Raw genomic sequence first — 25,842 nt, forward strand, 5'->3', positions numbered from 1 at the left:
TGTAAATTCATATCTCTTTCGACGACATAGATTTTTGATAGCTTTTTTATCCTCGAGGATGAGAAGATATCAGGCTGGCTAAATCTATATAGACGAATATTTTATATTTAAACACCTATATAGGTATCTTTTTGTAGGATAGGAACAATCTGTGCGTTAGACCCATGATCCGGGAAAATTATTTTCTTGAGTGATTGGTCAGAAAAACGGACATGAATGAAAAACGGTACATCGAAAAAACGGAAAAACGGAGATCAAGGAAAAGATGAGGCACCTGAAAACCACCACGCTTTTGGGTGCCTCTGTCCTTACACATTATAAATACAGGACCTCATCTTTTGATTGATTATACTTCTACTTATCTGCATTACTTCTTGAGGCGTTCATTATGTTTATTATTGCCTCGTGAGTCTTTACACCACGCGTCAATCACAAGGTCATCGGCACTTCTTGTATCCGGACCTTCCTCGGGCACTTCACACCAGCTATCTATTTCACTGTCAATAAACGGTACTTCAATATCCTTTACAGATGTCTCTTTTTTCGTTTCTTTAGTTCTCATCCTGTTTTCTCCTGCCAGGCACTTCTCCTGCAAGTAAAAATGTTCCCTGATAAGTATTAACTAAAAGTTACCTGCCTGAAGGGCGCTGCTGCAGGCAGGTCATTTATCTTTATTATGCAGCTGATTGCATAGACCTTATCTCTACAAGCTGACCCCACATCCTGATACTCATCATATCCTCTACCGGATATGCAGTGAACTCTACTTCCAGCCCGTCTTCCATGAATTCCTCCTCAAGATTCATGGGATCGTAGTTTGTGTTATCCTCACCTGCTATCCCATAAAATCCTCCTTCAAGGTCAACATAGATCACAGTACCTGTCGCCATTATCATGTTTTCCAGAGGCACAACATTCACAGTGAGCTCGAAAGCATCTTCTTCACCGGTAATATCTTCCCACGGGCGTTTGTAGACTGCTGAAATGTTCTGAACGCCATTCTCAATGAGATCGAAAGTCCAGACGTGTACACCACCGACACCAGTCAATCCCTCGTCTGCAGAGTGCTGCACATACGTGTCATTCACGAGTGAGAGACCGGAACTTGCTGAAAGGTTCCATGAGTAGCCTGTAGTTGGGTTCTCTTGAAGTTCTATTATTATAGTATCTCCCTTAAGAGCCCTGACGATTTCTGTGTTGTTATCTTCTATGTACACAGAAGTTATGGGTTCAAGAGCGGGAAAGTCATTTGCCGGTGCATCCTGCCCTTCAGGAACATCTGCGTCGCCATTATCCTCAATCCCACTATTATTATCCATGCATCCCGATGTCAGGACTGCAATTGCAACAATCCCTATAATAAGTAATATACCTAATGTCTTTTTCATATTGCATTTTCTCCTATACGTTAACATAGCATTCTCGATATTTATGCATTGTTTAAGCTACAGCTACGCTCGCACTTTTTCTATCCCAAAGATTACTGCTTATATAATAGCACCAACAAATAGTTTAGAGTCGATATTAGAGTACATCCAGAGTACAACTGTCCGGATATTCTTTCATCTAATGGTTACAGGCATAGGGGTAGGAGTTTGCCAAAAATGGATTAGATACAGGTAGTGACAGCAGTATGAATCAAAATCATGAACACATGCATAAAGATAGAACAGATGAGGAGAAGCCTGAAAAACAAAAGGAGATAATGAAGCAGGCCCGGCACAAGGACCACCATGCAAGTATGATGGAAGATTTCAAAAGAAGATTCGTTGTCTCCCTGGCAATTACCATCCCTGTCCTTATTCTATCGCCCCCCATACAGGGCTTCTTCGGCTTTGAACTTACATTCCCGGGATTTGAACTTGTGCTGTTCGTACTTTCCTCGCTGATATATTTCTACGGAGGGTTCCCCTTCCTTACAGGATTTATCAGTGAGCTTAAGAGCAAAACACCCGGAATGATGACGTTGATAGCGGTAGCCATAACTGTGGCTTACATATACAGTTCTGCAGTGGTGTTCGGGCTTGAGGGAGAGATGTTCTTCTGGGAACTGGTCACCCTTATAGATATCATGCTACTTGGACACTGGCTTGAGATGCGCTCTGTGATGGGAGCTTCAAGGGCACTTGAAGAACTGGTGAGGATAATGCCTTCTGTGGCCCACCTGATAAAAGATGATGAGATTGTGGACGTGCAGGTTGACGAACTTGAAGTAGATAATAGGGTGCTTGTCAAACCCGGGGAAAAAGTGCCTGTAGATGGTGTTGTTACCAAAGGCGAGACCAGCGTTAATGAAGCCATGCTCACTGGTGAATCCCTGCCGGTTACAAAAACAGAAGGAGATACGGTTATTGGCGGGTCCATAAACGGCGAGGGGTCTATTGATGTAGAGGTTCGAAAGACCGGAAAGGACACTTACCTGAATCAGGTTATCGAGCTTGTCAGGAGTGCACAGGGCAGCAGATCCAAGACGCAGGACCTGGCAAACCGGGCAGCTCTGATACTTACTATAATAGCCCTGAGCGTGGGTGTCCTGACCCTTTCAGCGTGGGTATACTTTGGCAGTCCTTTTGTCTTTGCATTGGAGAGGGCAGTGACTGTTATGGTCATAACCTGCCCTCATGCCCTCGGGCTTGCCATACCCTTAGTTGTAGCTGTATCCACTTCCCTTGCGGCTAATTCCGGCCTGTTGATAAGAGACCGGCAGGCATTTGAAAGAGCAAAGGACCTGCAAGCTATAATATTTGATAAGACCGGAACTCTGACTGAAGGGAAGTTCGGGGTAACCGATATAGTAACTCTGGCAGACATCAGCCAGGATGAGATACTGAAACTTACCGCTTCACTTGAATCGAATTCAGGGCACCCGATTGCAGTGGGAATCGTTAATAGTGCCAAAGTAAAAGGGTTTGAGATAAAAGGCCCGGAAAATTTCAATTCCCTTCCCGGGAAAGGTGTTGAGGGTATCGTTGAAGGTAGAAGGTTAAAAGTTGTCAGTCCTGGTTATCTCCGCGAGAAAGGAATAAACGTAAATGATGAGAACATAGGGAGAGTAGAAGAGCAGGGTAAAACGGTCGTATTCCTTCTTGAGGACGACAGGCTGCTTGGGGCTCTGGGACTTGCAGATATTGTCAGGGTAGAATCAAAGGAAGCCATAGACCGACTTAAGTCCATGGGCATAAAGTGCATGATGCTTACAGGAGATAACGAGTTTGTAGCCAGGTGGGTAGCTGGAGAGCTTGGACTGGATGAATACTTTGCAGGGGTGTTGCCACATCAAAAGTCTGAGAAGGTAAAAGAAGTTCAGCAGAAATATATTGTCGGGATGGTTGGAGATGGGGTAAACGATGCCCCTGCACTTGTGCAGGCAGATGTGGGAATAGCTATAGGTGCAGGTACGGATGTAGCTATTGAAAGTGCAGACATTGTACTTGTGAAGAATGACCCAAGGAATGTAGCTGATATAGCCGTGCTCGCAAGGAAAACGTATTCCAAGATGTTCCAGAACCTTCTCTGGGCCACTGGCTACAACGCTTTTGCGATTCCCCTTGCTGCAGGTGTGCTTTACACTTCCGGCATACTCCTCTCGCCTGCAGCCGGAGCTTTTTTGATGAGTATCAGTACGGTCATTGTTGCCATCAACGCAAAAACACTTAGAATGTGATATAATATATGTGATATAATATAAATGTGAACCCGAAATCAAAAGATATATCAGATATTAAAATAGAGTAAATATGTAAAAAAGGGAGTTTTTACTTAGGGGGAATATAAGAAATGATACATGGATTATTAACGGCCTGGCTATCAAAGAAATTACTGCTTCTTCCAAAATGGCTTTTAATATCTGTGGGAGCTGTTATGCTGGTAAACTGGATTCGGGAGCGCAAAAAAGGTACCGCTTAAGGTATCCTTTTTTGATTTTATTGAGATTACGCGTGCGTCTGGTTAACTGGCAGACCGGGGGATATAAGAAATGACTTTTATGGATGGTATGATGGGCTACTATGGCTTTTTGCCTATGTTCATGGCCCTGATATTCTGGATACTTATAACAATAGGAATTGTGCTGCTGGTAAAGTGGTTCATCGACCAGAACAGGATCCAGGGTCAAACAAAAGATATGTCTGCCCTGGAAACAGCTCAGTTACGGTATGCAAGGGGAGAGATCACCAGAGAAGAGTTCGAAGAGATTAAAAATAATCTGGAGCGATAAAGTATGGCCAGAATGACCTTAGTAGTGATTGCACTTGCATTGATCATCCTGGGTATAGCCGGAATGATATATGTTTTATCAGCTCCGGGCTATCTTCCTGGTGTAAGAGGACCCGGTTATCAAGATACCGACTATCCCATCGATAGTGATGCATTGGAAATAGATTATGGATCCAATGGTGAGATGATATACTACACAGGATATAACCAATCAGGGCAGCGCATAGATACAAGCGGAGGTCCGCACTGGTTCTATGTGCACGAAGGTAGCTGTGTACATTGCCATGGAGAAGATGGGCGAGGAGGAGTTCCCGTAATGATGGGATATGTAGTACCAGCAGATATTACTTATGAGGGACTCACTTCGGAGGAACACGCAGGACACGAGCCATACACTGAAGAAACTATCAGAAGAGCTATAAGATCAGGAGTTGACCCTGAAGGACGCCCTCTTGACCCGACCATGCCAAGGTGGGATATGAAGGATGGGGACATGAGCGATCTGATAGATTATCTGAGAACCCTGTAAAGCTGTGAGCAAGATTTATACAGTTCATAAAGTTCATACAACAGCATTAAAAAAGCTAGAAATAAAAATGCTAAAAATGTAAAAATAAGCTACCTGAAAGCAGGTAACTTTGCTGGCTTATATCTATCGGGAAAGCATAATCTAAAGCAATTTATCTGCCTTTTTCATGTTTTCCTTCTTCCACCATGGTCAGCTTGGCACCGCAAGTATCACATTTCCCCTCAGCAGTAATCTGAGGCTGCTTTTCAACATCCTGGTTGCATACTCCGCACTTTTCCATATCTTTCACCTCCCCCCATTAGATTAAGATACATTCAAAGTCTATCCTTATCAGGTATAAACCTAATCACTCTAACAGCGCTACCTGACCATTATTCCGAAACAAAAATAATAGGGGCCACCAAGGAGACGCATCAGAGAGTATACAGAAATGAATATCAAAAATATAATTTATCGCAGTCATCTGTGATACCTTCCGGGAATTAGCATCTTTCCATGTAATCAAGGATCTCTTTCATGCTTGCTGTTGCCAGTGCCACACAGGTGTCTGCGCCTCCGTAGTACATCCTTACCTCATCCCCGTCAGCGATCCATCCACATGGGAAAACAACTTCATTCACATCACCAACCCTTTCATAGAGCTCGCGTGGTCCGAATACCCATTCATCAGTTCTTTTCAATACTCTGGTAGGATCTTCCAGATCCAGCAGGGCAAGACCCAGTTTGTAACTCATCTTAGATGTAGTACGCCTGACTCCGTGATACATCACAAGCCAGCCTTTTTCAGTCCTCAGAGGCTGAGGGGAGAGACCTATCTTATTTGCATCCCACCAGCCACCTTCACGGGCATACAGGAGAACCTGATGATCCCCCCACTGCTTCATATCTGACGAGAAGGATATCCACATATTGGCTTTGGTCAGACCGCCTGCCACAGGTCTGTGGATGAGAGCCCACTTACCGTTGAACCTTACAGGAAAAAGTGCTGCATCTTTATTCTCCGGAGGCAGGACTGCACCCAGGCGCTTGAAATCCTTAAAATCCCTTGTCCTGGCAAGTGAGGGCAGAGGACCTGAAGAAGAGAAAGATGTATAGGCTATATACCACTGCTTCTCGTCTTCAATATAAGTTATGCGTGCATCCTCTATACCATACTCTTCCTCAGGGTAGTTCTCAGGATCAGCCGGAAATGTAGGGTGCTTATCTATCTTCCAGTCATCATAGCCGTTCCTGCTCCTAGCCACTGTAAGATGTGAGAAACCCCGGTGGTCTTCGACCCTGACCATGAGGAGAGTTTCCCCGTTCACCAGTACAGCTGCCGGATTGAAAACAGAGTTGGCCGGATAGGGCCAGTCTTTTGCTTTAAGTATAGGATTCCCATCATATCTTGTGAAAAGCCTGTGGTCTCCCGCAGGCTTCCAGAAGATACCGGACTTTCTTTTACTGCTTCCGTTGTGTAATGCACATTCTTCTCCCAGTCCCATGCTGATACTCCCGCCATATTATCAACGAATACTCAATACAACTTTACTGTTGAGCATAATATAGCAACTTTTTGGGTCTTTCTTCTGTATCAAAGATTCCTGAAAGTTCGTGGCACAAAGATTCCGATACTACGCCTGACATTTGTACGTACTTGAGTGCGTACCTGTTTAGCTATTTTCCTGTCATCATCATTAATCACACCTGAATATTGACAGATGATAATGTACAAGACTACGAACATGCCGTAAACCCATAGCAAACCAACGGTAGGGAGTATTAACTTGAATACCATCATGATCGATATGAGTGCTATACAGACAAGCGTGAACTTCTTGTAAGCCATTGTGAAAGGGTGCATTCCATGCGTCCTCCATGCTCTCAGGGTCATTAGAAGCTCGATGGTTGCAAATGATGCTGCCGATGCTGCAGCTGCCCCTATCATACCGTACTGTGGTATCAGCATGAAATTGAGCACTACATTGATTACAGCACTTGCAGTTGAGCACTTCATCAGGAAGCCGGAATCACCTACTGCCATTATTGTATGATAGTTAAACCCGAAGTACGCGTTTGTGATGAAACCAAGTGCAAGTATCCTAAGTACTGTGGCTCCAGTTGCATATTCATTTCCGTACAGCCTGGTAAGTATGGCTTCCGGATACACGAACATGAGTGCAAATATGGGGAATGAAAGGACGAAGCACCATTTTGTTACTACCTTGTAGAGGGAACTAAGAATGTCTTTGCGACCTTCTCCCCAAATCCTGGAAGCTACCGGGATATACACAAAACCCATGGAAGTTATTATTATTGTGAGGAAGCTGACCAATGGGTAAACTGCACTGTATACACCAACGACCTGCGAGGATTTGAAGTATCCCAGCATTATGGTATCGGTCCAGGTCATAAGGTTGAGCAGGGTAGCGCTTATCAGTAGCGGGAACGAGTACTTGACAAGCTGTTTTGTAGGCTCACTAAAGCGGACCTTGAGCTCTGGCTTAAATGGCGGGTTCTTGATGAAGTATACAACCATCAGGCCGAATGTGAACACCATTGAGAGGAGATCTGCAAGCACGAATGTATGAAGGGAAACTCCTGCAAGTACTGCTATAGATACAAAGGCCCATAGGGATACGGGTCTTATTACATCATAGAAGTACATGTTGACGTTAGTACGGTCAAATCCTCTGTATACTGCTATGGCTATATTCATGAATATCGTAAGCGGAATTGCAAAGATCATTATCCTGATTATTGCAGATATATTATCCTGGGTATCGAACATACCTGCTGCAGCTCGTTCAAATACTATCGGGGAAATGAACATAGCCAGCACTCCTGCTACAAGGCCCATAAGCAGGCCGGATACGACAATTTCCTGTATTTTGTGGTCTTCGTTCCTTCCCCTGAAGTATGCTATATATCTGGGTACACCCTCGTGCAGGCCCAGCGTGGCGATAGCACCTGTGAGGGAAATAACGGTCAGTGCGAGTGAGTAAGTGCCGAAATCTGTCTGGGACAGGTTCCTTGTCAGCACTCCTTTGATGAGGATGTTCAAAAGGAGTCCGCTAATCGTACCTGCGAATATGACTCCTGAACCTATTACTATTCTGTTTACGGATTCGTTAAGTGACATCTAGTTACCACCCATTTGTTGTTAGTAACCAGTCTGTGGATAAGCCATGATTTGGGGAAGCGGAGCGTCTTTCAGTAGCCTGAAGCTGTTTGTGGTGAATATATAGCCCCGGCTAGAGAAGACGTTCAGCCATAATCATCTCTAATGCTCCACGTGGTGGTTTGTTGAGCAACGAGTCGACAACATGTACATGATATAAAAAGCTTATTATCGATTGTGTCTTATAAAATTATATACATAAGTACTTGTGCAAGTAATTATTACGGTATATACTAAAGAACATTCTCATAAATTAGAGATATAACTCTTATAGAACATACCTATTTTATTTATTACTCACTCGCAAGCGCCTTATCAGTGTGTAGTAGTGCCCTGTAAAAGCTGGTTTTCTCTGGAATAGTGCCATAATCAACCTGAGTGGCGCCATTGAAAAAAAACACGCTTAGAAATTTGTTTGTGAATAAGGTTAAATACAATTTTGCCCAATAGGTATTTAGGGTATCTGGTCACCTAAAAACAAAATCCGGTGGTCGGGTGGGGATGAAAGGACTGATGTTACAATTCAGATAGTATCTTTGAATAATGGAATTGTTAGTTGCGGCTTAACTTACATGTTTTGAGTAGAGTTGACACATTATATATTCTCAATAGCATATTCAAATTTACTGCAACCGGGGGGTAATTAGTTGAAACGAAAATTAAAAGTACTATTTATCGGAACGTATGTTCCGCGAAAATGTGGAATAGCTACATTCACTTCTGATCTGCTTAATTCTGTATCACAGGAAAACGATCTTGATGAATTCAAAGTCATAGCTCTCAACGACATCGGTGAAAACTATGAGTATCCCGATGAAGTTGTTTTTGAAATAAGAAGGGATCAACTTGAGGATTACAACCTTGCAGCAGAATATATCAATGGAACAGATATCGATGTGGTGTGTCTTCAGCATGAGTTCGGTCTTTATTGGGGAGATGCCGGCGATTACATATTTGAGTTGCTCTCAAAAATAGATAAACCAATCGTAACGACATTGCATACTGTGATAAAAGATCCGGAGCCTCCATACCGCAGAGTGACGGAGAAACTTATGCTGTATTCTGATAAAATAATCGTGATGAGCAAAACAGCAAGGAATATACTGCGCGAGGTGTACGATACACCTGAAGATAAAATAGAACTTGTATATCACGGAATCCCTGATTGCCCTTTTACAGGTTCAGAGGTGCATAAGGAAGCGCTCAGATTGGAAGGTTCTCCCCTTATCCTTACCTTTGGCCTCCTGAACCAGAATAAGGGCATAGAGACTGTGCTGGATGCACTTCCCGCAGTGGTTGAAAAGTATCCTGACCTTACTTACCTGGTACTGGGTGCCACCCATCCTGAAGTCAAAAGGAATTTCGGTGAAGTGTACAGGGAGTACCTAGAAAAGAAAGTCCATGAACTTGGGCTGGAGAAAAATGTTATTTTTCACGACAAGTTTGTCCAGAAAAAGGAACTGTATGAATATATCCTTGCCAGTGATATTTACGTATCTCCGTACATTCCCAAAGAACAGGTTGTCAGCGGTGCCCTGAGCTATGCGATTGGTATGGGTAAGGCAATAGTCTCCACACCTTACTGGTATGCTCAGGAAATGCTGGTAGATGGTCGTGGAATGCTTGTGGGTTTCAAGGATAGCGAGGGTTTCAGCACTTCATTGTTACATTTGATCGGAAATCCGCTGGAGTGCAACCGGATGCGCAGGAAAGCATATGATTTTGGCAGGCAGATGATATGGAAGAATGTAGGCAAAGAATATGTCAGTTTATTTAAGCAGACGCTTGAAAAGAACCCTCAACCTGCCGTTGAGACCATGACTGATTTCTCCATACCTTCCAACTTACCCAAAACTAATCTTGAATATCTTATTTCGATGACAGATGATGTCGGCATTTTCCAGCATGCAACCATGGGAGTGCCAAGTCGAAGGCATGGTTATAGTACTGATGATGTAGGGAGGGGATTGGTCGCGCTGACAAGGGCGGCTTCTTCCGATGAGCCACAGGCAGGGGAAATAAAAAGACTTGTTACTGTTTACCTCAGCTACCTGGACCATGCGCAGACCGAGAGCGGACATTTCCATAACTTCATGAGTTACGACAGGAAGTTCCTTGATGACAACGGAAGTGATGATACTTTCGGACGTGCATTATATGGATTGGGACATGTCTGTGCCTCCCCCCAGCTGCCGCAGAATCTGCGCAACCATGCGCTTGAGATTGTCCGCAGGTCCAGGCCCGTTATGGACGATATCCATGCACCCAGAGCAAAAGCTTACACTATGTGCGGTTTGTATGAGATGCTGGATAAGGGGATAGATAAGGATACATTCCTTCCGGTGTTTGTAAAATATGCGGACTTCCTCGTCAGTTTATACGAAACTAACATGCAGGAAAAGTGGGAGTGGTTTGAAACTGAAGTGACCTATGGCAATGCCAAGATGTGCGAAGCACTTATGCTTGCATATAGTCTTACCGGCAATCCAAGATACAAGGAAATAGGGATCAAAGCTTTGGATTTCCTTACGTACACACAATGGAACGGGGAGTTCTTCGACCTTGTAGGGAATGAAGGCTGGTACAAACATAAAGGAAATAAAGCGATATTTGGCCAGCAGCCTATTGATGCTGCTTATCTTACGGAGGCTTATGTCACTGCCTATGAGGTTACACAGAATGAAAAATATATCCAGTTTGCAAACCGTTCTTTCGAGTATTTCCTTGGAAGGAACAGGCTAAAAGCTATCATGTACGACCACTCTAACGGAGCAGTATGTGACGGCCTTGACCCCAAGGGAATGAACCCTAACCAGGGAGCTGAATCTGTAGTGTGTTTCATTATGGCCCTAGAGATGCTAGCCAGATACTCCGACAATAAAGCTGTTGCTCAACAACATGAAACTGGTAAAGGATTAATGGGGATCTACGAGAAGAGAGAGTTCTCCTCAAACGGCCTTAGTTGAGTGAAATCTGTACTGGGGGAATCATTATGGAATGGGAAGACCGCGGAGAGCTGTTCAAACGTTATGATGGGAATCCTATACTTAAAGCAGAAGACTGGCCCTATCCGGCCAACTCTGTTTTCAATCCGGCAGCTGTACTGGTGAACGGGGAAACTCTCCTGATGGTCAGGGTCGAGGACCACAGAGGATTTTCCCACATGACCGTTGCAAGGAGCAGGAACGGCTATGACGACTGGAAAATAGATAAGCACCCTACATTTCCGGCTGATCCTGAGAACTATCCTGAGGAAGAGTATGGTATAGAGGACCCGCGCATCACATATATAGAAGAACAGAATGCTTGGGCTGTAGCATACGCAGCCTATTCTGAGTCAGGGCCTCTGACAGGGCTTGCAATGACAAAGGATTTTAGAACTTTTGACAGGATAGGAGCCACCCTGCCTCCGGAAAATAAAGATGCAGCACTTTTTCCTGTAAGATTTAATGGAAAGTGGGCAATGCTCCACAGGCCGGTTTCCAGTATATCTAATGCTAAATCAAATATATGGATATCATTTTCTCCGGACATGAGATATTGGGGAGATCATCAGGTTCTCCTGTATGCCCGTGAAGGTGGCTGGTGGGATGCAAATAAGATAGGTCTCTCCCCTCAGCCAATTCGCACGGATGAGGGATGGCTGATCATGTATCATGGAGTACGCGCCACGACATCAAAGATAAGTTATCGCCTTGGTCTGGCACTGTTAGATATTGAGGACCCGAGAAAGGTCATCTGCAGATCGGAGGGGTGGATATTCGGACCCCGTGAGCTATATGAGAGAACAGGCGATGTCAATGACGTTGTTTTTCCCTGTGGATGGGTTCGCGATAATGGGGAAGTCCGCCTGTATTACGGAAGCGCTGATACGTATGTATCCGTGGCGACTGCCCAGTTATCCGATCTACTGAACTACATGCACACAAGTCCAAAATATTAACGCTTATTAAATCAATCACTTTTTATCGTGGGGAGGGGGAAATTATAATGAGAGTAGCTATGTTATCTCCAATCGCATGGAGCACACCGCCTAAAAAATATGGTCCGTGGGAATATATTGTGTCCTTGCTGACGGAGAATCTGATAAAGAAAGGTATCGATGTTACCCTGTTCGCAACCGGAGACTCAACTACGGCAGGAAAGTTGCATTCTGTCTACCCAAGACCTTACGAGGAAGACAAAGAGATGAATGTGAAGGTTTATGAGAGTCTCCATATATCTGAGGTTTTCGAAAGGGCGGATGAGTTCGATATAATTCACAACCATTTTGATTTCCTGCCGCTTACGTACAGTGGGCTTGTGGACACACCAGTGGTCACGACAATACATGGTTTTTCTTCAAGGTCTATCCTGCCGGTGTACAAGAAATACAACCAGAATACATTTTACGTGTCCATCAGTGACTCACACAGATGTCCTGAGCTGGATTATGTGGGCACGGTACTTCATGGTATCGAAGTGGAAAGCTTCCCGTTCAATGAAAAACCACAGGATTACATCCTGTTTTTATCACGGCTTGACAAATTCAAGGGTATAAAGGATGCTATAGAGATAGCAAAGAAATCCGGAATGAAACTCAGGATAGCGGGCTTTATTCCTGATACGCAATATTTCGAGAAAGAGGTCAAACATCTGATTGACAATGAGCAGATAATCTATGAAGGTCACGTCGACCCTGAACTTAAAAGGGAACTGCTTTCAAATGCCTATGCTTTGATTCATCCGGTCCATTTTGATGAGCCTTTCGGGCTGGGGATAGTTGAGGCGTTTGCCTGTGGTACGCCTGTTATAGCCTACAACCGCGGATCAATGCCTGAACTTATACATAACGGAGAGAACGGATTTGTGGTTAATGATATTGACGAGGCTGTGGATGCACTGAGAAATATCAGCTCTGTTTCCCGTAAAAGATGCAGGGAGATTGCGATGAAGAATTATTCAGCGGACAGGATGGCAGAAGAGTACATCAAGGTCTATGAAACTATACTGGAAAAACGCAAAACAGAGGAAAAACGGCCCTGGGGATATTATAAAGTGCTATCTGACGACCCGGGCTTCAAGGTCAAGACCATTACCGTGATGCCGGGAGAAAAAATATCCCTCCAGAGACATTTCCACAGGAGTGAACATTGGTTTGTGGTGGAAGGTAAAGGCGTGGTTGATGAAGATGAACAGCGCTTCAAGGTCGAGGATGGGGATTCTGTAGACATACCCACAAGTGCAGTACATCGCATCATGAATACGGGAGACGAGAATCTTACTTTCGTTGAAATAGCAAAGGGGGACCAAATAGAAGAGGAAGATATTGAAAGGCTTGAGGATGAGTACGGGAGAGTATGATGAGGGCGTGGTAGCAGGTATAAGAATGCCCTGCCAGTCCGACGCTCTGCTCAGGCTTCATACCTCATTGAACTCTATGCTTACTCTTTCATTCTTTTTGGAGAGGGATTTTGACAGCATTCCGGTTTCCATCCTGCACACATGCAGTACGCCGGCGGGCACAAGGCAAATGGGTGTGCACTGTGCTTTCTGTGCCCTGTCCATCACGTAGTTGTCCTTGATGTCCATTGTTTCCATCATGGGTATCTCCATGTGGGACATGCTCTTAATCTTGCCACATGGGGATTCAATATCGACAACTATATTCTTGCCTTCGAGCTTCCCGGTTATCTTGTGGGTAAAACCGCAAATGGATGAGTTTACAGTGACTGTTGTTGACATATAATATCTCCTGTAATGCTTTTGTCCTGTCCCTGATTGGTATCATAAGTGATAACAGATGAGACAGATATTATATTAGTTAAAAGAGTGCCGTCATTATATAACAATTGTGTGAGGACAATTGAGTAGACACTCAATTGCCCTGTATATGCATTCACCAAAAGTGCTCCGTAGTGCGCACCTGGCTCACAGACTTTATTTTCCTTCGTCACCCGCACAGCAGCAGGAAACATTGCCCTTTAGTATCTCTTTCCATTCCCCTATGACATCATGGGTCCAGCAGTCATCGGCTCCTGCCGCTTCCCTCATGGTCAGCGCGAGGATGTAGGTAAGCTCCTTGACCGTTGCACCGGCTTCCAGTGCGCCTTTGAAGTGCTTCAGGACGCATGGCTTTGACCTTGCCTTAATGGAAAGTGCAAAACAGAGGAATTGGTACGTCTTCTCATCAACAGGTCTTTTCTCTTCATAGATCTTGTCGATCTCGTCAAGCTTTTCTGTAAATTCCGGGAAGAACTCTTCAAGCATTCTCATTTATGATGACTCCGCCATATTTTTTAACACCGTTAACATTACAGTGCCATTTCAATATCACAGCAAATAGTGGCACTTCAAAATATGTTGAAGCACTTTATATTTAAGCCTGATTCCCTGTTATTGCCAGACTCAAATATCGTCTAGACCTGCACCCTGAAAAGTTTCCCAAATTTCCTATGGCTTTTTTCAAGGACTGCAACAGACGCACCAAGCAGAATGAAGATACACCCAATTATCGTGCTCAGATACAATGGTGTATGCAGGATAGTATAGTCGAAGAAGATACCACTGACAGGCTCGATCAATGCCAGAATACTGCCGGTCTGGGCTTTGATCTGGGATATGCCGCTGACATATAGCAGTGCAGCAAGTGCTGTGTTGATAACGCCAAAGAACACAAGCATGCCAAGATTGTCAAGCAGAACTGGCTGCGAGAGTTTTGCACCAAAGGGAAAGAGCAATACCACGCCGATGAGTGTGTACCAGAATAACTGCGCCACGCTGCTGTAATCGTCTTTCAGGTAGCGTATGACCATTATTTCACTGCCGAAAATAAAGCCTGATAGGATGCCCGCTGTTATTCCTATTACATACGTACCACCGTTGCTGAAACCATTGATTGCTGCCTGCAGGTCTACAATGAAAAGCAGTCCCGTAAGAGACAATGCCAATGCCACCATGCCTTTGCGGGTTATGGGCTCTTTCAGGGTAACAGGAGAGAGCAATGTCACATACATGGGAGCCGTATAGAGCAGTAGTATGGCAACAGAGAAACTGGTGTACCTGATGCAGACAAAATATGTTAGCAGGGTAGCTGTGTTAATAATTCCAAGCAATAGCAGGTATTTCTTTTTCCTGCGCGGCATTATAATAGATATCTTGCCCGCAATTACAATGAATACCAATAAGGAAAGTACCCCGAAGAACTGTTTGTAGAAGATGAGCGAAAGAGTAGGAACGGCCTCAAGCCTGTCTACAAATAGCCCCAACATGCCGAATATCACCGAGCCTGCTATCAGCTCCATATAGGCTTTTTTGGGTGCCATGCTCATGTGGCGCAGAAGGGCGGATTTAGATAAATATGTTTGTCCAGGACAGGCTCCAAATAAACTGCAAGGTCATGTCAACAGGTAGAATGTAGATGGCCGGGCTTCCACCCAGCCAAGGTCCTCCATCATCCTTACATCCCTTTGCCTTACTTGCAGAGTATAATTGCATGTTTCACTGTCCAAGCGCTCGCTTTCAAAATTTGATATCTCGATGGAGTATATCTCGCCAAAATATGCAATGGCTATTTCTTCCTCGTGTGGTTCTGCGGGGAACTGAATATTACCCTCTTCATACCATTGTACCCACGGAGCCTCATGGCAAGGCATCGAAGATTCCATTACAACCAGATCCGATAACATTCTCTGGTACATTTCATCCCATACGCCGTCTATAATAGCAGATGTGACCTTTCCCCCGGCCACCATTACGACGATTGTATGCAGTGTTACTACCTGAGCTGTTGCCTCACCGGACCTATTGCCGTAACCTGCCTGACTGCTCATGAACTCATAAGTTATTTCATGTTGCTCCGGGAAAGAATCCAGGATCACATGATCAGTAAGAGTCAAGTTAGAGCCGTCATAGGCATAGGTTGGCGCATTGGTTATCCATTCTTCGGCTATGTCACGCGCTTCTTCGGGAGGGGTGGACATAGCATGCATCCTGAGCCGGACCAACTCCCGGTCTATCTCGCGAAGGTCCTGTGGCATGTAATCCTCGTAGTAAGGATCTACTTTGACAGTCTTGCTGAAATTATCCTGTATCAGGCTTATTTCCACCACACCTACATCAGCAACGATCGGCTGGCCCTCCCGAGGCTCGTAGGTTTCCTCCATTTCCAGGAACTGGTTGTCCCTGAAAAGCCTTAGAAGATCGTTGCGCACGCTTTCATTTATGGTCCGGACATACCTGCTGGTAAGTTCGCGATCACCACCATAGATGCTGAGATTGACAGCAGTCTCATTCACAATAAGCTCCTGGATAGCCATTTCCGGGAGGGTGAAGGCACCGTATGTCAGGTGCACGATAACAGCATCGTCGGATATAGTCTGCAAATCGTTATTCCTCTCAGCACAACCTGCACTGAGAAGTGTCAGTAATAAAATTAATACAAGTGTTCTTCTGTTCATAACAACCCCACATAATAATAAACTCTGGATAATCTGTCCTTCGTTTATTTTAATGTTCTCTGGCCACAATGCCCACAATATATCACTAACTTTATCAGGAGTTGTGTCAATCAATCCATCAATGACTGAGAAGGAAGTAATATCCGCACTGAAGTATGTTTCGCGCATGAAAACTGAGTTCATGCTGTCCGAGATGCGAAATTACATCAAGAGCGAGATGTCTGTGCAGGACATTTACAGGGCAGTACATGCCTCATTCATGGACCTGGGGCTGGACGCCATCCCGGCGGAAGGGGATTTCAGGGTAGTCCGGGCGCCCAAAGGTAATATAGAATTGACCGGTCCGGAGAAAGAAAAGAATGAAATGTTCTTCCAGTCTCCAGGGGTTTCCAGGAAACTTGAAAGGTTAGTGGAACAGTACTTAGAGAAGAAGACCGGGAAAAGCTGGGACGACCCTATCCTCATGGAAAGGATAAGAAGAGCAGTGCTCTCCCAGAAAGCAGACTACTGGAAGGAAGGCAAATCCCGGAAAATAACGTACGATAAAGGTTACGATGTTGTGGGATATCTGGCATACCAGTTCCCTGTGTATTTTGTGCAGTTTCAGCACATCCTGTACAGGATGGCGAAAGAAGGTCTGCTGAAGACACGCATGAAGATACTGGATGTCGGAAGCGGGCCGGGAACAGTGCCGCTTGCTGTGACAGACCTCTATAACAGGCTGGACAACCACATGGCAAGCATCTATTCAGTGGAAATGTTCGATGAGAATCTGGAAGCCTACAGGTTTATTGTGCCCCAGTATGCTGCAATAAAATCAAGGATATCAGTTGAAGAGCCTATAAAAGCTGATATCAAGAAACTGGATATTAACCTGATACCTGACAAACTTGATCTGATAGTGTTCTCCAACGTCCTTAATGAGATAAAGGGAATGGACGTTGAGCAAAAAGCGGATGTTGTTAAGAAGTTATCCGAGAAGCTTGCCCCTGATGGAAACATAATTATCATTGAGCCTGCTGACAAAGTAAACTCCACACAGGCAAGGAAATTGATCCTTGCCCTCAAAGGTGTGGGTCTTAGCATCTATAGCCCCTGCTCTTTTATCTGGGGTAGCGGGTGCAATCCGACCGAATGCTGGAGCTTTGAGCAGCAGGGTGACATCATGCCTACCAGACTCATGAAGAAACTGGCTGAATGTGACGAACCTTATCGCTACATCAATACAGACATAAAATATACATATGCCATCCTACGCAAGGATAAGCTTACAAAGATCAAATTCAGGGTGCCCCCTAAAGCGAAATTCGCAAGACTGTCCAAGCTTGAAATTCATAAAGGTAAACGTATCAATGTTATCTGCTCCCTGATGTCAGGGGACCTTGGAGACGGAAAGTACAGCCTGTACAAGATATGCGACGGGACTTCAGTAAAACCAGTATATGCAGTCATCCCGTTAAGCAGTCTGACCCTGGAAAACAAGCTGCTCAGGGAAACAAAGTACGGGTCTGTCCTTGCTATCGAGAACGTGCTTGTCAAATATAATGAAGCCAATGATTCGTACAATTTGCTTGTCGGGAAAGGAACTGTCGTGAGCCTGGTAGAAGAATAACTATTACCTATTCCATTTATGCAGATACAGAGGCCACGTATATGTGGGTGCAAAGTAATCGATGGTAAGAGTATCGAAGATAACTGTATATACTAGAAGATTTGATTTACCTACCGCTGAGTGTGCGCCAGTAAACACATTGAACAGAAGTTAAAAACGGTGCCTTTATGCTTGAAATAAATCCCACTTCCATTCTGATCAGATATAATGTCAAACTTGAAAAAGAGATGTCTCCTGACGACGTGGCAAGAGAACTTTTCCCGGAAGATGAACTGATCCGTGATATTGTTGAAGCTGTTTTTGAGGGAGATGAGGACGAAGTGCTTGTTGCCCTTCAGGAAGCCATGGACCAGGGAAAAGATGCACTTCAACTGATAGATGATGCCCTTATGGCAGGGATGGGTATCGTTTCAAAGTTATATGACGACGGATTGCTTTACCTGCCGGATGTCATGATATCAGCGCAGGCAATGACCGATGGAATAGAGTATTGCAAGCGTGCCTCCGACCGCAGCCATGAATTCAAGGCGAAGGTCGTATCCTTTGTAGTTGAAGGAGATGTTCATGATATAGGCAAGAAGATACTGACAGTATTCCTGAAGTCCAACGGTTATGAGGTCATAGACCTTGGAAGTGATGTGCCGGTAGATGAGGTCATCAGTGCGGTGATGGAGCACAGGCCCATCATGCTTACAGGCACAGCCCTTATGACAACTACAATGTATTCTTTCAGGGAGATCAAGGACCGCCTTCATGAGAATGGCATTGACATTCCTTTTATCTGCGGTGGCGGTGCCGTGACCCAGGATTTTGTGACCCGTTATGATATCGGGGTTTATTGCGATGACGCGGCAATTGTGCCAAAAATAGCCGATCAGGTGTTGAATAATGCAACTATCGAGGATCTCAAGGAACAGTTCCACAGGAACTGATCATCAAAGGTTACCGGGACTTAATGTTGCTCACATCCAAAGACAGATCCTTGTGTGTGTAGATTGGATTGAAGGAAGCGTCCTATATTAGATGTGAGCAATTAACATTTGTTTACCTAGTATTTAATCTCTCTTTTTGGCTAAATATTTTTGATACTGCCAAAAGAAACAACCAAGGAAAAGCAGCAAAAAAAGGAGATGTCTCTATCAGTTCCAAAAATAGTGCATATAGAACAACAGATGCATTCAATAGGGACATTGTTCCGGATATGCCAGAACCCGTCCGGCAGGAACATAATCTTGTTAGCGGAGAAAACAGCTTTTTCAGGGATATCCTTGACACGGTACAGGAACCACTTGTCGTACTGGATAGTACCTTGCTCATTGTCTATGCTAACAAGTCTTTTTATACATTTTTTAAGGCAAGGCCAGAGGAACTATTAGGAAAAGACTTATCCTTTGTAAGAAGAGCCCAATGGAACATACAGGAACTAAGACCACTGCTTGAAGACACATTCAATGGCGTTACCTGTGGTGACTTCAGGGTAGCCTGCAATTCCTCTGCCGGGGGCAAAGCATTTTCACTTCATGCCCGGAGTCTTCCAGCCAATGGGAAAGCCGTCCAGCGAATTATTCTTAAGGTGGAAGAGGCCGCAGTACAGAATGACCGGCGTGAGCCAGGTCTATGTGATATGAACTATTTTGATCTGGTGGAGCAAGGCAATGATGGCATTGTGATTCTTCGGGAGGGGGTTTGTGTATTTGCAAATTCCAGATTCTCTGAAATGACAGGTTACCCCGGAGAAGAAAATACAGGTAGAAATTTCCTGGAACATTTACCTGAGACATATAAGCGAATGATTTCAAAGAGGCTTCAGAAGGTCCTCAGGGACATGAAAAACCCCGGCCGCAACAATGAAGTGGAAATGCTCACAAAAGCAGGCGATTCATTTCCTGCAGAGATCAGTTTCTCATATATCAAATGTGAAGAAAAGCCTTTGGTAATGCTCAATATTAGAGATATAAGAGAGCGTAAGGCATCTGAGGCTGAACTTAAGGCTTCCAGGGAAAAGTACTCTACACTCGTTGAAGAAAGCAATGACGGCATTATCATTATTCAGGAAGGCACACTGAAATTCGCAAACCGTAAGTTCTCTGAACTTACAGGTTATTCCAGGGAGGAACTTAACAACCAGCAGCTGACAGAATATGTCCCTGATATATACCGTCGGATGCTCTCAGGCAGACTCCGGAAAGTCCTTAAGGACATGCGCAGCCTTCGCCATAACAATGAGGTAGAGTTTGTCACAAAAAACGGAGCCCTTCTGCCCGCTGAGATGGGGCTCTCTTTCATCAGCCACGAAGGACAGCCTTCAGTGATGATAAATGTCAGGGATATCTCCTATAGGAAACGTGCAGAAGCGGAGCTGAGAGATTCTGAGAAGAAGTATTCCACTCTTGTTGAGAAAGGTAATGACGGCATTATAATTGTGCAGGACGAAGTACTGGTATTCTCAAATACGAAGTTCTGCGAGATAAGCGGTTTTTCAAAGGAAGAACTGCTTAGGAGACCCTTTGAGGATTTCCTCCAGGCTGACTATAAGCGTGTGGTGATGAAAAGGTTCAGAAGGAGCCTGGAAAAGAACCGTGATACTCCTATGAAATATGAAGTAGAATTGCTTTCAAAGGAAGGGACCAATACTCCTGCTGAAATCAACTCTTCAGTAATAGAAAATGATGGTAAACCGGCTGTCATGGCTATCATCAGAGATATTACGCACCTTAAGAATAAGGAAAAAAGGTTGCTTGAACTTATAGAAGTACAGAAAATAATGGAGTCGGTAATAAAGAGCAGTCCTGCCGTCATCTTCTTCTGGAAGCCTGAGGACGACTGGCCAGTGGAATTTGTATCAGAGAATATATCACAGTTTGGATACAATGCCGAGGACTTCATATCAGGTAAACTGCAGTATGGTGATGTGGTTCATCCGTCGGACATAAGCAGGCTTTCCACCGAGACTGAACAATGGTCCCGGGACGTGGAGAATCTCTCCTATGAATACCGCATACTTACAAGATCGGGCGAAGTGCGATGGGTTGATGAAAGATCTGTTGTCAAGCGTGATCCGGATGGTAACGTGCAGTATGTGCAAGGTATCGTGGTCGATATAACCGAGCGCAAGAACGTGAAGAACTTCATGCATATAGTATCAGATCCCGGAGAGATCTTCACCCCGGGAGGAGATCCGGGGGATATGTTCAACCAGTTGCTTGAGCTAGCTACCCAGGTAGAGAATATGGATTCAGGAGCTTTGTATCTCATCGATGAAACCACTGGTGATCTTAACCTTGTTGCCCATAAAGGTTTCTCGCCGGATTTTATAAAAAGCATAAGACATCATCCGGCTGGTTCCATACATAAACGAGTAATGATGACAGAGTATCCTCTCTATACCAGGTACTATGAACTCAATTCCATGATACCCGGTAATAAGCCTATTAACGAGAGACTGGAAGCCACGGCAATCATCCCCGTAAAACACAATGAAAGGCTGGTAGCCATATTGATGCTTGCATCCCACAGTTCTTTTGAGATCCCGTTCAATGCCCGCAGCACTCTTGAAATAATAGCTGCACAAGTCGGTCCTATGATCGGGCGTATGAGGGAACAAGTGGACACCCATAAGGATATGAAGAATCTAAAGGTCATTTTTGAAACGATAGAAGAAATTATATTTGTGATTGATAATGATGGCTGTATCCTTTATGCTAATCCGTTTGCATGCAAGTGCTTTGATTATACAGAGGAAGAGCTTAAAGGTATGAATATTCTTAAATTACATCCGCAGAACAAGCTGCTTGAAGCTGCCCCTGTTATTGCTGATCTCATTGCAGGCAAGGTGTCTGTGCATAACATTCCTTTTGAGACAAGATATAAAAAACTCGTCCCTGCCGAAACACGGTGCACTGTGGGACAGTCGGATGATAAGAACATCGTAATTTGCCTTTCAAGGATAGAGATCTAGAATAGCAGATCTCCTGTCTTTTTTGCTCACTTTAAGTCAGCTCTGACTTTTTGCAAGAGTAAATATTTTTTCTTAGAATCGATATTACTGATTTCCTGATATGGGTAAATTCTTTTTTGAGCTGGAAATGACTCTTTGAATTATATAATATAAATGTTTCTCTTAAAGTTGGTCTGATATTACATATAGCAATTACAGTTTTCATCAAAACCGCATCAATAGACTGGTTGACTACTAGAAACAGTAAATTGTATACATTAAGCAATGTATTAGTTTAAATATGCATACATAATAATGCGGGTTTTATGCACCTATAAAAGCATTCCCATATAATAAAAGTGAATTATTATGTATACAGAGAGATGACAACTAAAAAAAGCATACAATAAGCATTATATATTACAAAGCAATCAGAATATTGATATTTTGTATGATGCATTATCTTTTTATATTAGTATAGGTCTTCCGCTACCTTTATATACTAAAAAAAGATTTTGAGTAAGGAGGTTCTAGACGGACCCATTGTGTAGATTGGATTGAGCTTGTTTCAAGCTCAGCTAATAGATCAATAAATTGAAGGAGGTATAGAATTGTTAATAGTAGACAAAGAAGGTATCCTCATAAGATACAACGTTAAAATGGAAAAATCAATGACCCCTGAAGATGCAGCAGCGGAACTCTATCCAAAGGATGAGCTCAACCGTGCAATTGCAGAGGCAATATTCGAGGGTGAAGAGGATGATGTAATCGATGGTCTCAAGGCAGCAATTGCAGCCGGGAAAGATCCGATATCCCTTATTGATGACTCACTGATGGTCGGTATGAAAGTCGTTACCGAACTGTACGACCAGGGTGTAATCTTCCTTCCAAACGTCATGATGTCCGCAGATGCAATGCTCGAAGGTATCGAGTTCTGTAAAGCAGAAGCAGGATCATCACCAAAGCCAAAAGGAAAGGTAGTTGTCCACGTTGCCGAGGGTGACGTTCACGATATAGGAAAGTCAATCGTAGCAGCACTTCTCAGGGCAAACGGCTATGAAGTTGTCGACCTTGGACGTGACGTCCCGGTAGACGAGGTCATTGCATGTGTAAAGAAAGAAAGCCCAATGATGCTCACAGGTACAGCATTGATGACAACCACTATGTTCGCATTCAAGGAAGTTAACGACAGACTCCTCGAAGCAGGCATCAGGATGCCATTCCAGTGTGGTGGCGGAGCAGTCAACCAGGATTTCGTTTCAACCTACGAGCTTGGAGTATATGGTGAAGAAGCAGCAGACGCACCAAAGATGGCAGATGCAATACTGGCAGGAAAAAGCCTGGCAGAATTAAAAGCAACATTCCACAAACACTAAGAGGTGAGCTAAATGGCAGTCAAGAAATTCACAACAATGGCATACAACAATGCTGATGAGATGGTATTCGGTCGTGCAAAGAGCCCTGTAAAGGCAGGTCTGGATCTGGAAATCGGTGCAGGTTACACAACCGCCGAGGTTAACTACGCTCCAAGACCGGAAGCCGGAGAGACAAAAGAGAAACTCGTTAACGAGTACCAGAGAATCACAAGGGACATCATGGCAAGGATGGTCCAGGTCGGTTTCCCATCAGTAGTACTTGAGACAGAGCACGTCCAGCAGATGACCAACAACCCAACATGGGGAGCAGAGGTCGCACACGCACAGAAGACCATCATGGAAGAATACCATGAAGAGTATGGCATCAAGTGCGCACTCAGGCACACCCCTGGTGACATCAGAGAAGACAAGGACTTCCTCCAGCTCAGAGGCGACAAGTACAACGTCGTCATGGAATCATTCGAAGCAGTAGCAGATGCAGGCGCAGACCTTCTCTCCATTGAATCAATGGGTGGTAAGGAAATCTTCGACTACGCAGTTCTCAGGAACGATATCCCAGGCATGCTCTACGCAATCGGTGTTCTCGGCAGCATGGATATGGAGTACCTCTGGCAGGGCATTGCAAAGGTCGCACAGCAGAAGAATGTGACTCCAGCAGGTGACACAGACTGTGCACAGGCAAACACTGCAATGTTCATTGCAGGTGGCCTCCTTGACAAGAACCTCGCACACACCCTCGCGATCATCGCAAGGTCACTCGCAGGTGCAAGGACACTCTCCGGATACGAAGCAGGCGCAACTGGTCCAGGAAAAGACTGTGGTTATGAGAACATCATAATCAAGGGAATCACCGGTATGCCAATGGCATTCGAAGGTAAGACTTCAACCTGTGCACACTCTGACGTTATGGGTAACCTCATCATGCAGTGCTGTGACCTATGGTCCAACGAGTCCGTTGAATACCACGCAGAGTTCGGTGGTACAACCGTACAGTGCTGGTCCGAGTCCCTCAGCTACGACTGTGCACTCATGAACACTGCACTCAAGTCCGGTAATGAGAAGATCCTCAGGGACCTCCTCATGGCATCCGACAGGTTCAGAGACCCACAGTCCTACATCCTTGCATACGACAACGCATTCAAGGTAGGACAGGCAATCGTAAAGGACGGAAACGACATCTACCTCCGTGCAAAGAACGCTGCAACAGAATGCTGCAACCTGCTGACAGGCGCAGAGGGTCTTGAGATGACAAAGTTCGAGACCAATGCACTCAACAAGGCAGCCGCAGAACTTGCAGCTCTGACCTCAGACTCAGAGAAGTTCATGAGCGACTGCATGGAGAAGTACAAGGCAGAAGTAAAGGTATTCAAGCCAGAGAACTACGCTCTCTAAATGTAGTAAGGACAGAAGTTTTCTTCGGAAAACTTCTTCCTTTATATTTCAGGTCAAATTTCACAACACTATTACCTATTACGATATCACACTCATCGGCCTTGCAGGAAAAGGGTCACATCGCCATCAATTCTACCTCCAACTCCACAATTATTATTATTATTATGGCCTTGTGCAAGTACTAAGATTTCCTGTAGGGCCTTTGACTTTACACAATAGAAAATATCCATGTTTTAATCTACGAAAACATATTCCATTATGTCATCGAGATCACTGACATACTGCACTTCAATACCAATCTCTTCTTCAATATATGACTCGGCATCGACCATTTCACTTTCGCCTTCCGAGATGACAATGCTTCCTACTCTGCGCTCGCTAACGCTGGAGATCTCAAGCAACCGGTTCTCTTCCGGAACAAGGAAAAGCTCCTTCCCGGTCTCCTTTGAGATTTGTGCCTTCTCAATAATCCCGCCTACGGCACCCACATTCCCACGTTCATCAATTGTACCGGTGATCGTCACCAGTGGATTCAGCTGCTCGGAGTTGATGGAAGATATCATTAGAACTGTCATTAAAGCACCGGCACTTGGTCCATCGACTCCGGGTATCTCTTCTGTTGCCATTATACTGAAGATGACATCACTTTGTGTCAGGTTGGCACCTGTACGCTCCTGTGCAAGGGAGACAGCTATATTTGCTGTGTCCTGGAATACCACACCCATAAGTGGCACTGTCTGTACCAGCACCCTTCCTTTCCCAGGGACCATCTCCACGGATACGTCAAGCATGGCTCCTTCCTCTGTGACTGTTTGCCTTACAAAAGGCCCTCTTTCGATAAGCTCTATCCTCTGGACGACGGCAGGTGCCTGCATAGTAGCATTGCCCAGGAATGTCAGGAGACATTCCTCGTCCCCTGCTTCTATCTCCATCAGCCTGTCCCTGTAAAACTCAAGCTGCAAGTCACATGCCTGTAAAGACTGGTTACATTCCTCAAGCTGTTCCCTCAGTTCACTATTTGTTTGCTGAGATGACTCATCCCCCTGCATTTCAAATCTCTCGGTTATCGTATCCGGTCCGAGAAAATACATATTGAAAGCCAGGGAAACAAGAAGTAAAAGCACAATACCCCTATTGCCCATTGTAAGTATGTATGTACGTTTTCCTATTTACGGTTTCTCTG

The 25,842-nt window shown here is 44.6% G+C and carries 21 protein-coding genes; 11 read left to right on the forward strand and 10 right to left on the reverse strand.

Annotated features, from left to right (window positions below):
- Window positions 1-367: 367 nt before the first annotated feature.
- Together QZZ22_RS10045 and QZZ22_RS10050 are read right to left on the reverse strand one after the other, a co-directional pair.
- Window positions 368-562: a hypothetical protein gene (locus QZZ22_RS10045; protein WP_292464452.1), complete on the reverse strand. Its 195-nt coding sequence runs from the start codon at window positions 560-562 to the stop codon at window positions 368-370.
- Between the two features lie 112 nt (window positions 563-674).
- Complete coding sequence (locus QZZ22_RS10050) at window positions 675-1,388, reverse strand: protease inhibitor I42 family protein (RefSeq protein ID WP_292464453.1); 714 nt, start codon at window positions 1,386-1,388, stop codon at window positions 675-677.
- A 266-nt stretch (window positions 1,389-1,654) separates the two neighbouring features.
- On the opposite strand from QZZ22_RS10050, the gene QZZ22_RS10055 reads away from it, so the two are divergent.
- The 3 genes from QZZ22_RS10055 to QZZ22_RS10065 all read left to right on the forward strand — a co-directional run bounded on the left by QZZ22_RS10055 (window position 1,655) and on the right by QZZ22_RS10065 (window position 4,744).
- The gene (locus tag QZZ22_RS10055) at window positions 1,655-3,664 is read left to right on the forward strand and encodes a heavy metal translocating P-type ATPase (protein ID WP_292464454.1); all 2,010 of its coding nucleotides are present in this window, start codon (window positions 1,655-1,657) and stop codon (window positions 3,662-3,664) included.
- Window positions 3,665-3,976: 312 nt separating this feature from the next.
- The gene (locus tag QZZ22_RS10060) at window positions 3,977-4,216 is read left to right on the forward strand and encodes an SHOCT domain-containing protein (protein WP_292464455.1); all 240 of its coding nucleotides are present in this window, start codon (window positions 3,977-3,979) and stop codon (window positions 4,214-4,216) included.
- Between the two features lie 3 nt (window positions 4,217-4,219).
- Window positions 4,220-4,744, forward strand: coding sequence for a cytochrome c (locus QZZ22_RS10065; RefSeq protein WP_292464457.1), 525 nt, complete (start codon window positions 4,220-4,222; stop codon window positions 4,742-4,744).
- Window positions 4,745-4,895: 151 nt separating this feature from the next.
- Here QZZ22_RS10065 and QZZ22_RS10070 read toward each other — a convergent pair whose 3' ends face one another.
- From QZZ22_RS10070 to QZZ22_RS10080, 3 genes are all read right to left on the reverse strand, one after another.
- On the reverse strand, window positions 4,896-5,024 hold the full coding sequence (locus tag QZZ22_RS10070; RefSeq protein ID WP_292464459.1) for a hypothetical protein: 129 nt from the start codon (window positions 5,022-5,024) through the stop codon (window positions 4,896-4,898).
- A 202-nt stretch (window positions 5,025-5,226) separates the two neighbouring features.
- On the reverse strand, window positions 5,227-6,228 hold the full coding sequence (locus tag QZZ22_RS10075; RefSeq protein WP_292464460.1) for a glycosidase: 1,002 nt from the start codon (window positions 6,226-6,228) through the stop codon (window positions 5,227-5,229).
- 89 nt (window positions 6,229-6,317) lie between these two features.
- Window positions 6,318-7,865 (reverse strand): oligosaccharide flippase family protein, encoded by a 1,548-nt coding sequence (locus tag QZZ22_RS10080; RefSeq protein WP_292464461.1) that lies wholly within the window; start codon window positions 7,863-7,865, stop codon window positions 6,318-6,320.
- A gap of 686 nt (window positions 7,866-8,551) precedes the next feature.
- Between QZZ22_RS10080 and QZZ22_RS10085 the strand changes: the two genes are divergently transcribed.
- The 3 genes from QZZ22_RS10085 to QZZ22_RS10095 are packed head-to-tail and all read left to right on the forward strand — an operon-like array spanning window position 8,552 to window position 13,247.
- Complete coding sequence (locus QZZ22_RS10085; RefSeq protein WP_292464462.1) at window positions 8,552-10,870, forward strand: glycosyltransferase; 2,319 nt, start codon at window positions 8,552-8,554, stop codon at window positions 10,868-10,870.
- 26 nt (window positions 10,871-10,896) lie between these two features.
- Complete coding sequence (locus QZZ22_RS10090; protein ID WP_292464463.1) at window positions 10,897-11,847, forward strand: glycosidase; 951 nt, start codon at window positions 10,897-10,899, stop codon at window positions 11,845-11,847.
- A 47-nt stretch (window positions 11,848-11,894) separates the two neighbouring features.
- Window positions 11,895-13,247: a glycosyltransferase gene (locus QZZ22_RS10095; protein ID WP_292464464.1), complete on the forward strand. Its 1,353-nt coding sequence runs from the start codon at window positions 11,895-11,897 to the stop codon at window positions 13,245-13,247.
- A gap of 57 nt (window positions 13,248-13,304) precedes the next feature.
- Here the strand turns inward: QZZ22_RS10095 and QZZ22_RS10100 are convergent, their stop codons facing one another.
- The 4 genes from QZZ22_RS10100 to QZZ22_RS10115 all read right to left on the reverse strand — a co-directional run bounded on the left by QZZ22_RS10100 (window position 13,305) and on the right by QZZ22_RS10115 (window position 16,342).
- Window positions 13,305-13,628: a hypothetical protein gene (locus QZZ22_RS10100; protein WP_292464465.1), complete on the reverse strand. Its 324-nt coding sequence runs from the start codon at window positions 13,626-13,628 to the stop codon at window positions 13,305-13,307.
- Between the two features lie 195 nt (window positions 13,629-13,823).
- Window positions 13,824-14,159 carry a carboxymuconolactone decarboxylase family protein gene (locus tag QZZ22_RS10105; RefSeq protein WP_292464466.1) on the reverse strand — a complete coding sequence of 112 codons (336 nt, stop codon included), beginning with the start codon at window positions 14,157-14,159 and terminating at the stop codon, window positions 13,824-13,826.
- A 143-nt stretch (window positions 14,160-14,302) separates the two neighbouring features.
- Window positions 14,303-15,214 carry a DMT family transporter gene (locus tag QZZ22_RS10110; protein WP_292464467.1) on the reverse strand — a complete coding sequence of 304 codons (912 nt, stop codon included), beginning with the start codon at window positions 15,212-15,214 and terminating at the stop codon, window positions 14,303-14,305.
- Between the two features lie 66 nt (window positions 15,215-15,280).
- Entirely contained in the window at window positions 15,281-16,342 is a 1,062-nt protein-coding gene (locus QZZ22_RS10115) for a hypothetical protein (protein ID WP_292464469.1), read from the reverse strand.
- Window positions 16,343-16,463: 121 nt separating this feature from the next.
- Between QZZ22_RS10115 and QZZ22_RS10120 the strand changes: the two genes are divergently transcribed.
- From QZZ22_RS10120 to mtaB, 5 genes are all read left to right on the forward strand, one after another.
- Window positions 16,464-17,954: a small ribosomal subunit Rsm22 family protein gene (locus QZZ22_RS10120; RefSeq protein WP_292464470.1), complete on the forward strand. Its 1,491-nt coding sequence runs from the start codon at window positions 16,464-16,466 to the stop codon at window positions 17,952-17,954.
- A 167-nt stretch (window positions 17,955-18,121) separates the two neighbouring features.
- Window positions 18,122-18,886, forward strand: coding sequence for a methanol--corrinoid protein MtaC (gene mtaC / locus QZZ22_RS10125; protein WP_292464471.1), 765 nt, complete (start codon window positions 18,122-18,124; stop codon window positions 18,884-18,886).
- A 269-nt stretch (window positions 18,887-19,155) separates the two neighbouring features.
- Window positions 19,156-21,912, forward strand: a complete 2,757-nt coding sequence (locus QZZ22_RS10130) for a PAS domain S-box protein (RefSeq protein WP_292464473.1) — start codon at window positions 19,156-19,158, stop codon at window positions 21,910-21,912.
- Window positions 21,913-22,502: 590 nt separating this feature from the next.
- Complete coding sequence (gene mtaC, locus QZZ22_RS10135) at window positions 22,503-23,267, forward strand: methanol--corrinoid protein MtaC (RefSeq protein WP_292464474.1); 765 nt, start codon at window positions 22,503-22,505, stop codon at window positions 23,265-23,267.
- Between the two features lie 12 nt (window positions 23,268-23,279).
- Entirely contained in the window at window positions 23,280-24,659 is a 1,380-nt protein-coding gene (mtaB, locus tag QZZ22_RS10140; protein WP_292464475.1) for a methanol--corrinoid protein co-methyltransferase MtaB, read from the forward strand.
- A gap of 233 nt (window positions 24,660-24,892) precedes the next feature.
- Here mtaB and QZZ22_RS10145 read toward each other — a convergent pair whose 3' ends face one another.
- On the reverse strand, window positions 24,893-25,801 hold the full coding sequence (locus QZZ22_RS10145) for a S16 family serine protease (RefSeq protein WP_292464476.1): 909 nt from the start codon (window positions 25,799-25,801) through the stop codon (window positions 24,893-24,895).
- Between the last annotated feature and the right edge of the window lie 41 nt (window positions 25,802-25,842).

It is taken from the genome of Methanolobus sp. (assembly GCF_016278365.1).
GTDB lineage: Archaea > Halobacteriota > Methanosarcinia > Methanosarcinales > Methanosarcinaceae > Methanolobus.

Excerpts from the sequence above, each read along its gene's own strand:
- QZZ22_RS10045 (WP_292464452.1), bottom strand. The coding sequence starts at position 562 with ATGAGAACTAAAGAAACGAAAAAAGAGACATCTGTAAAGGATATTGAA.
- QZZ22_RS10050 (WP_292464453.1), bottom strand. The coding sequence starts at position 1,388 with ATGAAAAAGACATTAGGTATATTACTTATTATAGGGATTGTTGCAATT.
- QZZ22_RS10055 (WP_292464454.1), top strand. The coding sequence starts at position 1,655 with ATGCATAAAGATAGAACAGATGAGGAGAAGCCTGAAAAACAAAAGGAG.
- QZZ22_RS10060 (WP_292464455.1), top strand. The coding sequence starts at position 3,977 with ATGACTTTTATGGATGGTATGATGGGCTACTATGGCTTTTTGCCTATG.
- QZZ22_RS10065 (WP_292464457.1), top strand. The coding sequence starts at position 4,220 with ATGGCCAGAATGACCTTAGTAGTGATTGCACTTGCATTGATCATCCTG.
- QZZ22_RS10070 (WP_292464459.1), bottom strand. The coding sequence starts at position 5,024 with ATGGAAAAGTGCGGAGTATGCAACCAGGATGTTGAAAAGCAGCCTCAG.
- QZZ22_RS10075 (WP_292464460.1), bottom strand. The coding sequence starts at position 6,228 with ATGGGACTGGGAGAAGAATGTGCATTACACAACGGAAGCAGTAAAAGA.
- QZZ22_RS10080 (WP_292464461.1), bottom strand. The coding sequence starts at position 7,865 with ATGTCACTTAACGAATCCGTAAACAGAATAGTAATAGGTTCAGGAGTC.
- QZZ22_RS10090 (WP_292464463.1), top strand. The coding sequence starts at position 10,897 with ATGGAATGGGAAGACCGCGGAGAGCTGTTCAAACGTTATGATGGGAAT.
- QZZ22_RS10095 (WP_292464464.1), top strand. The coding sequence starts at position 11,895 with ATGAGAGTAGCTATGTTATCTCCAATCGCATGGAGCACACCGCCTAAA.
- QZZ22_RS10100 (WP_292464465.1), bottom strand. The coding sequence starts at position 13,628 with ATGTCAACAACAGTCACTGTAAACTCATCCATTTGCGGTTTTACCCAC.
- QZZ22_RS10105 (WP_292464466.1), bottom strand. The coding sequence starts at position 14,159 with ATGAGAATGCTTGAAGAGTTCTTCCCGGAATTTACAGAAAAGCTTGAC.
- QZZ22_RS10110 (WP_292464467.1), bottom strand. The coding sequence starts at position 15,214 with ATGAGCATGGCACCCAAAAAAGCCTATATGGAGCTGATAGCAGGCTCG.
- QZZ22_RS10115 (WP_292464469.1), bottom strand. The coding sequence starts at position 16,342 with ATGAACAGAAGAACACTTGTATTAATTTTATTACTGACACTTCTCAGT.
- QZZ22_RS10120 (WP_292464470.1), top strand. The coding sequence starts at position 16,464 with ATGACTGAGAAGGAAGTAATATCCGCACTGAAGTATGTTTCGCGCATG.
- mtaC (WP_292464471.1), top strand. The coding sequence starts at position 18,122 with ATGCTTGAAATAAATCCCACTTCCATTCTGATCAGATATAATGTCAAA.
- QZZ22_RS10130 (WP_292464473.1), top strand. The coding sequence starts at position 19,156 with ATGCCAGAACCCGTCCGGCAGGAACATAATCTTGTTAGCGGAGAAAAC.
- mtaB (WP_292464475.1), top strand. The coding sequence starts at position 23,280 with ATGGCAGTCAAGAAATTCACAACAATGGCATACAACAATGCTGATGAG.
- QZZ22_RS10145 (WP_292464476.1), bottom strand. The coding sequence starts at position 25,801 with ATGGGCAATAGGGGTATTGTGCTTTTACTTCTTGTTTCCCTGGCTTTC.